At 25.4% G+C, this 14,007-nt stretch carries 17 protein-coding genes; 10 read left to right on the forward strand and 7 right to left on the reverse strand.

The window, feature by feature from the left end:
• Nucleotides 1-28: 28 nt before the first annotated feature.
• The 9 genes from HN587_06365 (at nt 29) to HN587_06405 (ending at nt 6,113) form a co-directional block, all read left to right on the forward strand.
• Nucleotides 29-637, forward strand: coding sequence for a nucleotidyltransferase domain-containing protein (locus HN587_06365; GenBank protein MBT7903458.1), 609 nt, complete (start codon nt 29-31; stop codon nt 635-637).
• A 208-nt stretch (nt 638-845) separates the two neighbouring features.
• A complete protein-coding gene (locus tag HN587_06370) occupies nt 846-1,205 on the forward strand; it encodes a hypothetical protein (protein MBT7903459.1) in 360 nt (119 codons plus the stop codon).
• Nucleotides 1,202-1,792: a hypothetical protein gene (locus tag HN587_06375; protein MBT7903460.1), complete on the forward strand. Its 591-nt coding sequence runs from the start codon at nt 1,202-1,204 to the stop codon at nt 1,790-1,792. Before HN587_06370 ends, HN587_06375 begins: the two co-directional genes overlap by 4 nt.
• Before the next feature lie 7 nt (nt 1,793-1,799).
• Nucleotides 1,800-2,195, forward strand: a complete 396-nt coding sequence (locus HN587_06380) for a hypothetical protein (GenBank protein ID MBT7903461.1) — start codon at nt 1,800-1,802, stop codon at nt 2,193-2,195.
• Complete coding sequence (locus HN587_06385; protein ID MBT7903462.1) at nt 2,192-3,073, forward strand: aminoglycoside phosphotransferase family protein; 882 nt, start codon at nt 2,192-2,194, stop codon at nt 3,071-3,073. Before HN587_06380 ends, HN587_06385 begins: the two co-directional genes overlap by 4 nt.
• A gap of 67 nt (nt 3,074-3,140) precedes the next feature.
• The gene (locus HN587_06390) at nt 3,141-4,406 is read left to right on the forward strand and encodes a hypothetical protein (protein ID MBT7903463.1); all 1,266 of its coding nucleotides are present in this window, start codon (nt 3,141-3,143) and stop codon (nt 4,404-4,406) included.
• A gap of 4 nt (nt 4,407-4,410) precedes the next feature.
• Nucleotides 4,411-4,989, forward strand: a complete 579-nt coding sequence (locus HN587_06395) for a hypothetical protein (protein ID MBT7903464.1) — start codon at nt 4,411-4,413, stop codon at nt 4,987-4,989.
• Nucleotides 4,990-5,333: 344 nt separating this feature from the next.
• Nucleotides 5,334-5,591: a hypothetical protein gene (locus tag HN587_06400; GenBank protein MBT7903465.1), complete on the forward strand. Its 258-nt coding sequence runs from the start codon at nt 5,334-5,336 to the stop codon at nt 5,589-5,591.
• 78 nt (nt 5,592-5,669) lie between these two features.
• Entirely contained in the window at nt 5,670-6,113 is a 444-nt protein-coding gene (locus tag HN587_06405; protein MBT7903466.1) for a hypothetical protein, read from the forward strand.
• On the opposite strand, the gene HN587_06410 is transcribed toward HN587_06405, so the two are convergent.
• Genes HN587_06410 through HN587_06440 form a run of 7 tightly spaced genes read right to left on the reverse strand, consistent with a single transcriptional unit; the run spans nt 6,110 to nt 13,102 of the window.
• Nucleotides 6,110-7,021, reverse strand: a complete 912-nt coding sequence (locus tag HN587_06410; protein MBT7903467.1) for a radical SAM protein — start codon at nt 7,019-7,021, stop codon at nt 6,110-6,112. The two genes, HN587_06405 and HN587_06410, sit on opposite strands and share 4 nt — an antisense overlap.
• Before the next feature lie 3 nt (nt 7,022-7,024).
• Nucleotides 7,025-8,431 (reverse strand): His-Xaa-Ser system radical SAM maturase HxsB, encoded by a 1,407-nt coding sequence (hxsB, locus tag HN587_06415; protein MBT7903468.1) that lies wholly within the window; start codon nt 8,429-8,431, stop codon nt 7,025-7,027.
• Nucleotides 8,432-8,452: 21 nt separating this feature from the next.
• Nucleotides 8,453-9,370, reverse strand: a complete 918-nt coding sequence (locus tag HN587_06420; protein MBT7903469.1) for a radical SAM protein — start codon at nt 9,368-9,370, stop codon at nt 8,453-8,455.
• The gene (locus HN587_06425) at nt 9,370-9,597 is read right to left on the reverse strand and encodes a hypothetical protein (GenBank protein MBT7903470.1); all 228 of its coding nucleotides are present in this window, start codon (nt 9,595-9,597) and stop codon (nt 9,370-9,372) included. Before HN587_06425 ends, HN587_06420 begins: the two co-directional genes overlap by 1 nt.
• A complete protein-coding gene (locus tag HN587_06430; protein ID MBT7903471.1) occupies nt 9,575-9,988 on the reverse strand; it encodes a hypothetical protein in 414 nt (137 codons plus the stop codon). Before HN587_06430 ends, HN587_06425 begins: the two co-directional genes overlap by 23 nt.
• 54 nt (nt 9,989-10,042) lie before the next feature.
• Nucleotides 10,043-11,107, reverse strand: coding sequence for a hypothetical protein (locus HN587_06435; GenBank protein MBT7903472.1), 1,065 nt, complete (start codon nt 11,105-11,107; stop codon nt 10,043-10,045).
• 9 nt (nt 11,108-11,116) lie between these two features.
• Nucleotides 11,117-13,102 (reverse strand): radical SAM protein, encoded by a 1,986-nt coding sequence (locus HN587_06440; protein ID MBT7903473.1) that lies wholly within the window; start codon nt 13,100-13,102, stop codon nt 11,117-11,119.
• A gap of 59 nt (nt 13,103-13,161) precedes the next feature.
• Here HN587_06440 and HN587_06445 point away from each other — a divergent pair, with 59 nt between their 5' ends.
• On the forward strand, nt 13,162-13,986 hold the full coding sequence (locus HN587_06445) for a hypothetical protein (GenBank protein ID MBT7903474.1): 825 nt from the start codon (nt 13,162-13,164) through the stop codon (nt 13,984-13,986).
• The last annotated feature ends 21 nt before the right edge of the window (nt 13,987-14,007 follow it).

Below are 14,007 nucleotides of genomic sequence, written 5' to 3' on the forward strand. Positions count from 1 at the left end.
AGTAATAATATTATTACTTTTTGTAATAATGATTATTAAAAAAATTTTATCCCAATTTGTCATTAATCCATCTAAAAAATGGACTATAAGAGAATTATCATTAAAAACTACAATTAATTATCGGCAAGTATACGAAGCTATTCACAAACTAATTTTAGACGGTGTAATAACTTATGAAAAAGTTGGCGCGTCAAAGCAATGTGCTATTGATATTTCAAAAAATGAAAAAATATTTTCAGAAGTAGAAAATTTTCGAACAAACCAAATAATTTCTAAAAATTCATCAATAAAATTAATAAGCAAGTTAATTAAAGAATTAAATAGTTGTTTTTTCATATGCATTTTATTTGGTTCTTATGCAAATCATACTCAAACAAAAAAAAGTGATCTTGATCTGTTGTTCATAATACCTGATTTAGAAAATGATGAAAATTTCAAAAAACAAATCAAACAAAAATTAAGCGTTCTTCCCGACAAATTAGATATTAATGTAGTGCAAGAAAATTGGTATTTAGATATGATATCAAAACCAAATAAATACAATTTAGCAAATGAAATAATAAAAAATCACGTTATTTTATTTGGTTCAGAACAATATTATTTATTATTTCAAAAAAATATTTTAAAAGGTAATTAAAATAGTAAACGAAAAACAAATACAAATATCTACAAGAATAATTAAAGAATTAATTAAAGAAAATAGAATAATTAAACCTGATGAACAATATTCCACCTTTTTCATTAACAAATCAAAAATTTCTTTAAGAGTTGCAGCAGAGTTATTAGATTCATGTTCTGACTTATTTGAAGCAGAGGAATGGGTAATAACAACAGCATATTATTCAATGTTTTATTCTGCAACTGCACTATTAGCATATTATAATCACAAAATTAACACAACAATTGGGATACATACATTAACATTTCATGCATTGGTTTATTATTTTTTAATAGAAGACAAAAAATTTGAAAAACATTTTTTAGATTCATACAGCCAAGCAAAAGATGAAGCAGAAGAGTTAATGAATATTTCCGAATCACAACAAAATGCAGAAAAACTAGTAGAATCATATAAATTCGAAAGTGAAAAACGAAAAAAGTTCACATATGAGATGGGTCAGATCGCAAAACATACTAAAGCAGAGACATCTTTAAAAAGAGCGCAAGAATTCTTTAAACTAGTACAGGAGTTAATACTAAAATGATTGATTTTGTAAAACCTAATGGAAATGAGCAGGAATTAATTTTATTTGCTGAGAAATTAGGTTATCAATCACTTTGTTTAGTTTATGACAAATTTGAAGATATTAGTAAATTTAGCAGTAAAATTGAGTTAAAATTAGGTGTGGTCGTTGATAAATCAAAAAAAATTAAAGGAGTTGATTATATCATTTACCAGTCACAAAATCCTGATATTGATCGAGTAGTAATTGAACGAGGAGAAATTGATTTTATAATTGGACTTGAAGACACTCGAAACAAAGATTTTATGCATAATAGGGCTAGTGGAGTTAATCAAGTTATTTCTAAGTTATTACTTGAAAAAAAAGTTAAACTATTAGTTAATTTTGGGTTAATACTTGGTTCTAAAGGATACATCCGAAGTTTATATCTTGGTCGCATCAAACAAAATTTGAAATTTTGTAATAAGTATGGGTTTGAAGTTAGAATAGCATCCTTTGCAAAACAAAGTTATCAAATGAGAGATTATTCAAGTTTAGTTAATTTTTTGAAATTATTAGGATTGGATACTCAAAAAGTAAAAAATTTATTAAGGCCAACAGATTTATAGCTAAATAATGGCTGGCACGAAACAAAAATTTAGTACAATTAGTTCTACTGTACTTATTCTAGTTGGATTTGCAGTTTTATTTACTGTTCTAATGATTGTTATGTTTGGAGAAAATCCTGAATTTGTTTCTGGAATAGAATTATCAAAAGCAGAACACAGTTACAATTTTGATAATGAAACCAATAAAACTATTGATGTGCTAGAATTAAAAGTTAGTAACACAAATGATTTTTTAGTAAATTGTGATTTAATTCTAAAAATTACTGGCGGAGAAGAAGACCTAACTGATAGTCAAGGATTTTTAATGTATCCTTGGACCCTTGCAAACAAATCATTTAGTTTTGAAATGCCAAATGGCAATAGTAGTATTAATATTTATTCTGAATGTGTGCGACTAGGATGACTGAGTTAGATTATTTAATTTTAGTTAAAGTTAGATCATTATTGGGAGATTTTAAAATATTATTTGAGCAGTTTAAAGAAACAAATAATAGTTTAATTTATGTATCTTCAAATTCTCAAAATAAATATTTGTTGAAATTATTTAAGAAAAATGATTTCTCGTTAGAAAATGTTAAAAAATTAAAGAAAATCTATTTAGATTTGGGTGTTTTGTTTGAAGACTCAATATTAAATTTTTTTTATGATGAAAAACTGGTTGAATTATATTATTTTATAGAATGCAACCCATTTGAATCAAATGTTAATTTATTGGAAACTGTCGCTAATATATTTAATAAAATCTATTTGAACTCGTCACCAAGTACTAATCATAAACTAATTAATTTTTCAATTAATGAAATTAATAATTCTTTTTTTATTGAATATGAAAAAAAATTAATCCAGGAATTATTTGAGGAGTTTGTAAAAAATTGTGGTTCGTTGAAACAATCTTTTTGTCATAATGATTTAAAACCACCTAATTTTTTATTTAGGGAGGATGGCGTAGTGTCAATTATTGATTTTCAAACAGCAAATTATAATTATGTGATATATGATATTTCAATATTTTTAAGTCATTTATTATATTATTATAAATTAAAAAAAATATCTTTCGAAAAAATAAATTTTTTTTTAAATATTGTATTTAAAAATATACCTTTGATTGAATTTAAAATGTTATATAATTTAGTAATTCTTATTAATTTGGATAGAATAAAATTTTTTAGAAATAAAATGGATGGTGCTAAAAATTTGCAAGAACGAAAAAATTATGTTTATCAGTTAAAAATGGTAAAAGAAATCATGTTTGATAAAAAAGTTTCATCGTTATTCAATTAAATTTTGTTTAAACAGATAATTATTTAAATCAAAAATACTTTATTCTTTTAAAAGAGGGAAATTATTTATGGCACAACATAAAACACTAATAGCTTACATTAAAAAACATCTTGAGAAAGGAGTGGATATTACTAAGATTAAAAAAGCACTTTCTAGAGCAGGACACCCCATAAACAGAATAGAGCTTGCAGTCGAGGGCGTTTTCGAGTCCAATCCCCATCTAAGAAAAAAGAAAAAATTTGATGCGAATAAATACTTTAAAAAATTTCAATCAAGACAAGTGATAGGCATAGGAATTGGTGTTTTAGCCGTTGTATTAATTCTATTTTTAGTAATGTTTGGACTAAAACAGTTTGGAGAGTATTCTGAGTATAGAGAAGATGTAGTTGAGTTTAACGAAAATCAAACATTTGAACTTATGAGTGACCTTGATTTACTTAATTTCGCACAACAAGAAGGAGACATGAAAGCTTGTTCTTTTATTGAGAGTCATAATTATTACTATGCCTGCGTTGAGAAATGGTGGGAGAAGGATGATTGTAAATTTTTATTGTTGACGGATCAACCAACTGATGAGTGTAGATATAATTATGCAATAAAAGAAAAAAATATTTTATTATGTGTTTATATTCAGGATTTGGATTTAAGAACTAAATGTTATTCATTTGAAACTGATTTTTTACGAGATAAATTAGACTTAGCGTTAGCAGTTAATAATATTAGTTTATGTAATCAAGATAAAATTTGTGAATATGAATATTATTTAACAAAAGAGCGATGCGATTTAATGTTAGATTCTGGCGATTCTAACAATTGTTTTATTGAATTAGCTAAAATTAAAGGAGATCAATCTTTTTGTGATAAATTAAATAATTCAAATAATTTAGATATTGATTTGAGTTGTGATTTTCTATTTTATTCTGAAGAACAAATCATTAATTCATGTCAATATTTAGCAGATAGAGGGAGAGGTTTAGAAGGAACTGAAGAAGAATTTGTTGAAAATATTGCTTTTTCAGAATGTTTAATGAATTCAGCAATATCTCGAAATATGCCTAACCTTTGTTTTAAAACTTCTTTTAATGAAGCATGTTTAACTGCAGTAACCAAATTTGCTGAGCATGGCGATAGTTGTGGTTTAATTCAAGATACTGCGTGGAATTCAGTTTGTACTGCAATTAAAACTCAAAATTCTGAACTTTGTAATATTGCAACCGAAACAAATTTAAATACACTTTGTAATATTCATACTGACATGACTAAGAATGATTGTGAGGCTCTTCCAATAGGGGCACTAAAACAATTTTGTGAACGATTATTAAAATTAAGGTGATTATTTGAAAATACCCAAAATTAAAAAAGAAGTGAAAGCATTTTTGTTATCGGATTCGGGAAATGTAACTAAAAATAAAGTGTTAAAAATAGGGTTATTTTCTTCGTTATTAGGTATTGGGGGCATGAGTAAAGATGCATTTGCTTGTCATTGTAGTATAAATGCTGAATCTTTAACGGATGCGCCTAAAGATGATGATTGGTCTTTGATAAAACCTTATGCTGAACAAAGTTGTGGGACAAATCCTCCGTCTGCAGATCATAGGCCGTTATTCGAATCCCCATTTACTGATCATGGGAGTGATGGTCATTCTAGTGCTGATGATGATAATTGGACTTGTCACGCGAGTACTCATGCAAGCCATCAAGATGGGTGGGAAGGAAATGATGAAGGCCAATTTGATCCCGCTATGGCTGATGCAGCATATCATAAAAATCATCTGCTAGTTGGTGAAGATTCGGATATAGGTGAATTGCAAATTACTCATCAACATGAAATAACTGACTGTGTTCAAGAATTACATGCTAGTTATGATGAACATTGTAGTGATGGCGATTGTAATGATAATCATTGTAATGGTTAATAAGTAGATTAAACAAAGTTTTTTTAATTAGTTATTTTATTAATTTATTTAATGGGTAATTTAATGAATTTGGAAACTATTAAAAAAATTTGGAAATATAAATTAACTAAAAATTTTATTAATGGTGATGAAAATTTTAATTTATATATAGATAGTCCTTTTTGTATTGCACCTATTTGCAAATATTGCATATATAAACCAACAATTATTTCTGATAAATCAATTTTAAAATTAAAAAATAAATATTATTCGGAAATATTGTTAAATAATATTAAAAGTTTTTCTGATATTATTTCTATAAGATTGCCCGATGCAATATATTTTGGAGGGGAACCAGTTCTTTGATGACTGTTAAACAAATGCAAACAATTTTTGATGAGTTAAATAAATATTTTAATTTTAAGTTAGTTAAACACAAACATTTTGAATTTAATCCGTTAAGTGCAACAGATGAAAAAATAGATTTTTTGTTAAAAAATAATTTTACTCATTTTACTTTTGGTGTTCAATCTTTAAATTCTGATGTTTTGAATTATAATGATCGCATTAATATTAATTTAAAACAATTAAAAAATATTTGTATTAAATTAGAAAAACACTGAGTTAAATATAATTTAGATTTACTTGCATTTATTTTTAAGGATAATTTTAAACAAGATTTAAATATTTTAAAAGCGGATTTGGCTCTTCTTAAACAAGAAATAAATCCTATGCGAATTACTATTTTTCCTAATTATAATAAGTTCAGAAATAATTATGCTATAACTTCAGAGTATGTTAAAATAATTAAACAGTTTCGAAAATTTATTTTAGCGTTTGCAGATCAAAATAGTTATGTTAATATCCATCAATGTACAACTATGCTGGAAAATAAAGAAATTGCTAAAAGTTTACTTAAAAATCCTATATTGGTTAGATCGGATCTGGCTAATGAACCTTGGGAGCAATATACTAGTACTTCCCCCTCTAATTCAAAATCCGAAAATAAAAGTGTTTTAGCATTTGGAGGTTGGAATAATAGGAAACCGTATTCTTATATAACTGATAAATTCGAATACCGTACTATTAATTCAATTAAGGGTACTGAGTATGAATTAATTTGTGCAGATATAAACTATTATTAATCGGTTATTGGTTTAAATTCAGAATTTCCGAATTTTTCAGGATATTCTTTCCACACACCTTCGCAAATATTATTATGTTTACATAAATTACATTGTTTAAATTTGGCTTTAATTTTTTTTCTAACTATTTCCCAATTTTTGGTATTTCCATCTAATTGTTTTAATTCTGAATTTTTTTTATTAACAAATCTTAATTCCGAAATGAGTTCTTCAAATCCTTTCATAAAACAAAAGGGAAATGTTTCAAAATTAACTTTAATATTATTATCTTTGCAAAATTGCGCAGTTTCATGAACATATAATTCTATTTCAGAATATTTTGGTACTACAAGATCAAAATTTTTTCTTGCATTACCTTCTGCGTGAGGAAATGCGAAATTAATATTATTAACATTTAAATTTTTAAATAATTGTGCAATATTTTTTAAATCTTTAAAATTTATTTTAGAAATTACAACTTTTCCTGTAATAGTTTTATCAATTTTTTTTAAATTTTTTATTCCTTCAATTGTTTGTTTAAATGAATTATTAACTCTGACAATTTTATCATGAATTTGCGCAGTTGATCCATGAATTGCAATTACAAAATGAATATTATATTTTTTAAAATTTTGACAAAAATCTTGATAAAAGAACATTCTGCCATTTGTTTGAATTCCAATGCGAAAACCCATATTTGTTGCAGCAGTTAATAAATCAAATAAATCTTTTCTTAAAGTTGGCTCCCCCCCTGTAAAAACAACTTGATCACACCCATTTTTTTTAGATTCAATGAGTTCATTAATATATTCTTGAGTGCTTCTATCTTGATTTCCTCTGAAGATTAATGCTTTTTGTCTTTGATCTGCAATAACGCAATGGATGCAATTATTATTGCACGTATATCCTAATTTAATATCTGTTTTCATTTTTTATTTATATTTAAGCCAGTTTAATAAAATTTTTCTAGATTCGGGTTCGAATAATAATTTATTAAAAACATAATCGAACTGAAACATAAATAATTTACATTTTGAATTTGATGAGAGTTTCGGAATCATATTTCCTTCTTCTGCATAGTTCATAACTGGACAAAGCCCGCAATATGGTTTGTAAACACAATTATCGCATAAAAATGAACTGTTAATGGATAATGAGATTAGTTGTTGAGTTTTTTTTTGATTTATTATCTCTTTATAATTATTATCAAAAACATTTCCTAGTTTAAATAAATCAAAATTTCTTCCTTCATCACAGGAAAAAATGTTTCCTTTGTGATCATAAGCAATTTGACCGATAGCTAAACCGCAAGGGCTTCTAAAATCTAAAAAAGAAGGATCTGTTTTTGTAAGAATTTTTTTTAAAATTAAAACAACATATCTTTCTCTGACAAAAATTCCTCTTTTGTTGAGGGATATTATGTATTCTACACTTTTTTCCCAAAAATCAATAAATTCCTCAATTGAATATCCGTCATTATTCCATTTTTCTTGTGCGAATCCTAGTTTATTCAGATATTTTATTTGAATATCTTTAAACCCTTTGTCAACGTATTCATCGATGATTTCTTTATGTTTTGATAGGCTGTTTCTTGTTGTAACCATTAAAGCTGCAATGCGTTTGCCTTTAGATCTTACATCTTTAATTTTGTTTGTTACTGCAGTATAAGTTCCACTTTTGTCCTCATATATTCTGTTGTGATCGTGGATTTCTTGAGGGCCATCAAGACTAGTACACATATCTATATTTTGTTCTTGAATCCAGTCTAATTGGTCCTCGGTTAAACAAGTTAAATTTGTTACTAATGCAAATCTTATTTTTTTATTGAATTTTAGGTTCATTTTTTTTGCTTCAGTAACAATAAATTGAAATGTCCCCCAATTAAGTAATGGTTCACCGCCTTGAAACTCAATAGTTATTGTATTTGAAGGAGTTTGAAAAATGAATTCAAGAGTTTTTTTGGCAGTTTTTAAATCCATATCAAATTCTTTTTTGTCGCAATCTTTTGCAGCAGAGTGACAATAAATACATTTATGGTTGCATCTTAGTGTCGTAACTATAATATGCAGTGAAGCACCCTTAAATAAAAATTCAAATCGTTTTGCATAATCAATTAAAATTTGATTAATATTATTTTTAGTAATTATTATTCCCTTTTTAGTTAAATCTTCGAATAGTTTTGGATCTAATTCTTTACGCATTAATTTATCAAATTTTTTTTTACCTAAAACTATCCAAGATCCCGATTCATTAACTATTAAAAATCTATCTTTAATTTTTTTGTACCTGAAGGGATTATATTCAAAATCGGTTATTATTTCTTTTTTTTTATTTTCCATTTTGTTGTTATGTTTATAGTATTAACTGGGTAATTGGTTATGAATATGTGCTGCACAAGGTTTACATGATCCTCTTTTCTTCAAAGTACATGATGTGCATTTTTTCATCATTATATGATCTAATTTTTTAATTATGTTATTTCTTATTTCTTGAATGTCATTTAAACTATTTTTTTTTAAATTGCCAATTTTTTGATCTAAAAAAGGACATATGTGTACATCTAAATTTGGGAATACAAACAATCCATTATTGCATTTTTCAAAAATAAAATTATTTTTTAGTAATTTATTTTTTTGTGCGATTGTAAACATGCAAATTGGCGAAAAACAATGTTGTTTTATTTGAATTTGTTGTTTTATACATTCTTCAATTATGACTTTAATTTTGTATTTGTTTTTATCATTTATTTCTGATATGTATTCATTATTTTTTTTTTGTGTTGGAAGTGAAATGACTGGCATGACTATGTTTGGTTTGATATTTTGAATATGTTTAATTATTTCTTGTTCATCTGTTTGATCGTGAATGACTGCAGTAAGTGCAATTTCTGCATTTTTTTCTTTTAATAATTTAATATTGTTAAATATTATATTAAATTCTTTTTCGTTATGAGCACAATGGAAATTGAATTTAAAATTTTTCATGTTTGAGTATTTTTCAAAAAGCCTTTGATGAAATAAACCGTTAGTTGTAATTAGTATTTCAAAATCTTCTTTAAAATTGAGTATGTAATCAATAATTTGTTTTAATTCAGGATGGTTTGTGGGTTCACCCCCCAGAAGATTAATTCTATTAAATTTATTTGCAATAAAGTTATCAAAATAAAATTTAAACTCATTGAAATTTATGTGCTGATTGTTTTTAAGAACATGTTTTGCTAAACAATAATTGCAGCCTCTATTGCATTCTTTGCTGATAAATATTTGATTTAAAGACATTATTTCATCAAACCTAGTGCGTAATTTGAAAATTCTAATTCTAGATTTGAAATCGGTTCGTGAGATTTAAGATTAAGCTTAAAATAGTTATTATTTTCTGTAAATTTCACTTCGCAGATTTTTTCAAATGCTATAATTGTAGAGTTAATTGCAGTTTTTGAATAAAATTTTTTGTTTAATTTCAGTTGAATCATTTTAGTTTGTTTATTCTTTGTAATCTTCTGCATCCCAAGGCTTCATAATTTTTTCAGTATCGCTAACAGTATTTTTTGGCTGTTTGATGGTGGTTTGGGGTTCTGCATTATTTGTGAGTAAAACTCTTTGCAAGATTGTTTCTCTAATTTGTTTGTTTCTTTCATTTTGAATTTTATAAACTGAATAATTAAGCAGCTCTTCATTAAAATCTTGAACTAATAAATTTAAATCTTGATTGGGTTTTTTTTTTCGAATTTCAATCAAGATTTCTTGAGTTGGATCTCCATCTAAAATAATGAAAGCCTTATCAATCATAATATATGCTGCGCTATATACTATATCTATGGGATAAATTTTTGGATTCAAAGAAAATGTTGCATTATCTGATTCTATAGTTATATTTCCTAATTTGTTAGATATCATTATAATTCTCCTTTTTATTTAGTTTATATTATTATTCTTATTATTTATGTATTTTTATGCGAATATTTGAATTAATGCAGTAATTATGTTACCTTTAAAAATAATTGTTAATAAACAACCTGCGAATATGAATGGTGCGAAAGGTATTGTTTCTTGTATATTTAAATGACTGAAATGTAATTTTCTAGAATTGTGTGCTGTTTGAATAAATTTTATGTCTTTTTTTGTTAAGCCAGTTGTTCGTCTTTCTATTGCAATAGTATCCTTGTTTAATTCTAAAAATTTTTGGTTTTTTTCAAAAATGGCAAAACCCTTTTTTGTTATGAGTTCTAAGGGGATCATTCCTTCTTTAAGATTTGATATTTTAATTTTATATGAATAAAAATCAGTCGAATTAATAATTAACACTTTAATAAGTAAAAAACCCGTTAAAAAACTTAAGAAATTAAACCAAAATTCAAATCTGGTAAAATGTTCTGGACTAATAAATAATCTGATGATTGCAATGAAAATTAATACATAAATTGTTTGCTCTTCAAATATTTTATTGAATAAATATGAAATTAAAAAAAGACCCATCATTATATATAAATAATTTGAATTTATTCCTACATAATTGAGGATTGATTTGGAAATCCAAGTTAGGCTGAATACCGTTAAAATTATTCTGAGAACATATCTATGATTAGTAAATCGTTTTAAAATTTTTCGTTTATGAGCAAAATTGGTTTTTAAGATTAGTTTAACAGTTAAATAAATAAATAATGGGATGAATGCGTTTATGATTAATTCTAAAATTGGCAAATCTATGCTGATAAATTTGTAATGTGTTAAAGGGATTAGTGAAAAAAATGCAAGATATAATTTGGCATCTCCTGCACCCCAAAAAGAAAAATGCCAGCCTATGAACCCTAATAGTGTGGCACCCACAATATTAATTAGAAAAAAAATTATATAATCTAATTGAATTAGGTTTAGAATAAATAATGTTGAATTAATTAAAATGCTACAAATTAATGCAATTATGACATATTTATTTTTAATTTTTCTTTTAGTTATATCTTGATAACTAGTAACAAGTCCTAAAATTATTATTATAGGTAAAAAATAAATAATCATGTGAATCTCCTAACTGTGCTCTTTTATTTCTGAAATTATATTTTGTAGTTTATTTTGGATTTCATTTATTTGATTTGAATTGGGTTGATTTGTAAGATTTTCTATAATTAAAAACTTTGGAGTTCCAACACCCATAAATTCAAATATTTTTTGTAAATAATTTTTTTGTAAATCAAATTCATTAAATGGGGGTTTAGAATAAATTCCCCCTCTTGTTAAAATACATATTATTGTTTTATTTTCTAATAATCCTTTTATTGTGGGTTTTAATTGAAATGTTTTATTTTCAATTAAGATTAAATCAAAAAATGCTTTGAGAATTGAAGGTATTGAAAAAGACCACATTGGGGTGGATAATATTAACATATCGCAGTTAACTAGCTCTTTAATGTAATAATCTGATAAATAGTTTAAATTTGTTTTTTTATTATTTGAATTTGTTAAATGTTTTATGTAGTCTTCATTTATGAACTCTATTTTTTCAGAACATAAATTAATTATTTTTGTGTTAGATTTTTTTTTACACGAAATTTGATTTATTAATTCTTTTGCTATATTTTTTGAGTTTGAATTTTTTTTCGGACTAGTATTAATCCATAATATGTTATTAGCGATATTATTTTGGTTTTTTGTTAATAATTTAGTTTCAATTTTAATTAATGAATTAATTGAATCTTCTGGGCAATCTAAACATAGTTTAATGAATTTAGAACTTTTTTTGATTTCTTCTAAAAAAAGTTGTTTGTTGTGGTCAGTTAATAATGATAAATTATTTTTTGCTTGATCTAAATTTTTGGATGATAAAAATTTAAAAAGATTTTGGTATTCTTGCACGTTTTCATCAGATATTAATGGCCATAGTTGTCCTTGTAGTTCAGAATAACTTTTGTGTTTGATTAAACTATTATAATTAAAATAGTCCTGAGTTCCTGGAAATAAAAAAACAGGAAATGGGCAGGGAATTCCTCCAAAATAAATTATGCTCAGGAATGTCCTAAATATTGATTTAATTTCATCATCTGGGTGGCCAATAATGAATGTGCATTCACAGTCTTTGATGTGAAATCCTTCTTGTTTAAGAAGATGTGTCATTTTTATTGATGATATGATTGTATACGGTTTGTTATATTTAGTGATTGTTTTAGAACTTGCGGTTTCAAAAGGTAAACTGGCAGTTGTAACTCCTGCAGTTATCATTTTTTTAACAAGTGACTCATGAATAAGATTTGGTTGAAAACCCATTTCAAATTTAAGTTGAGATGTCATTCCTGATTTAATATACATATCAAGAAATTTTTCTAAATGATCTGGAAATAAAAGTACGTTTGAATCCCAATTCCAAAAAGCTTTGGGGTTATATTTGACATAAAATTCTTTCATATAATTAATTACAAATTCAATTGGGATTTTTTTTAGTTTATCCATTGCAGAGATGCAAAATGAACATTTATTTGGGCAACCAACTTCAAGTTGAAATAATCCATAACTCCATTTGTTTTGGATTTGAAAATCTGGTTTGAAAAGTTCGACTCCCTTTATTCTTTTTTTAAAACAAATAACTCCTAACTTAGATTCTAGGTTGGGAGTAACTCTTGCCATGGTTCCGCCCAATTTTATTATAGATCTAGGAAAAATGAATTTGCAGGTTTGAATCATGGAGTTAACAACGTCAAAATCACAAGAAAATGAACAACTAATCCAAATTTCATCAGGTATTTTTTTAATATTTTTTAGTTCATATTCTAGAAATTTTTTATTTTTTCCTAAAATGTGTGTTTGTATTTTTTGTTTTCCATTTAACCCTAGGGGCTTAATTTTCCATAAGTGTTTATCATTTGATCGCATATTAATAAAAAAAACGTTATTTTGTTTATTTTTTAAAAATGATATTAACTGTAAAATGCCTATTGCTATTTGGTTTGGGCAAAGATAGTTTTCAATACAAGTATAAGGCGTATTCAAAATAACAATATTTTTATTTGAAGGAATAATCATCTGTTTTGTAGGAATGTTGGAATTTATAAAACTTTCATTTGTATTTAATAAGGTTTATTATGGCTGAAGAAATAAAATTTAAAAATGTACTCGAAAAGTTTAATTTTCATTTGGATATGAATTCAATTAAAAAAGATGATTTGTTAAATTTATTTGAAGATTTTTTAGTTCAAAATAAATTAAATAGTTTAGAATGTTCTATAAAATATGCTCATGATAATGTATTTTCAAAAAGATTTAATATTTGGTTTAAAGGAAAAAATCATTTTCAATCTATTTCTAATACTATAAAATTTTTTAACCAAGTTGAAAATAAATTTAATTTAAAATTAAATTATGACCTGCTTAAAAATTTTTTTGGAAAAGAATTCGATCTTGATTTGTTTGATCAGGTGATTATGGGAGTTGATTTTAGAGAAGACTTGAGTAAATCTCGTCTTAAATTATGGGTTTTGACTTTAAATTATGGTGTGATGAAAAAATTAATTCAGTTTTATGGGATAAATTATAATCTTGCGTCTTTACCTATATCCAATCAAGTATTATTGGGATTTGATTTTGGATTTGACGGATCATTAAATAATAAAATTTATTTTACCTATTTTCAAGAATTATTAAATCAAGATCATACTAAACAAGTTTTTAAAAATTTATTTTCTAAAGAATTTATTGAGGTGGTTAATTATTGTGATCTAATTCACATTTCTTTGAGTGGGGGAAATGGTAAATATATTTTTCATTTTGCACCTTGCCAAATTAATTTTTTTAAAGAAAAATTTAGTTCTAGTGTCGGTTATGATTGGAATTTTCCATTAAAAGTTTTTTCTACTTCCTCGACTGAATTTAATTCAATGCAAATTAGAAATTATAATATTTATTATTAATGTTAATAATAACTAGAAACA

The sequence above is a fragment of the Candidatus Woesearchaeota archaeon genome, assembly GCA_018675335.1.
Taxonomy (GTDB): Archaea; Nanobdellota; Nanobdellia; order Woesearchaeales; family UBA11576; genus JABJCP01.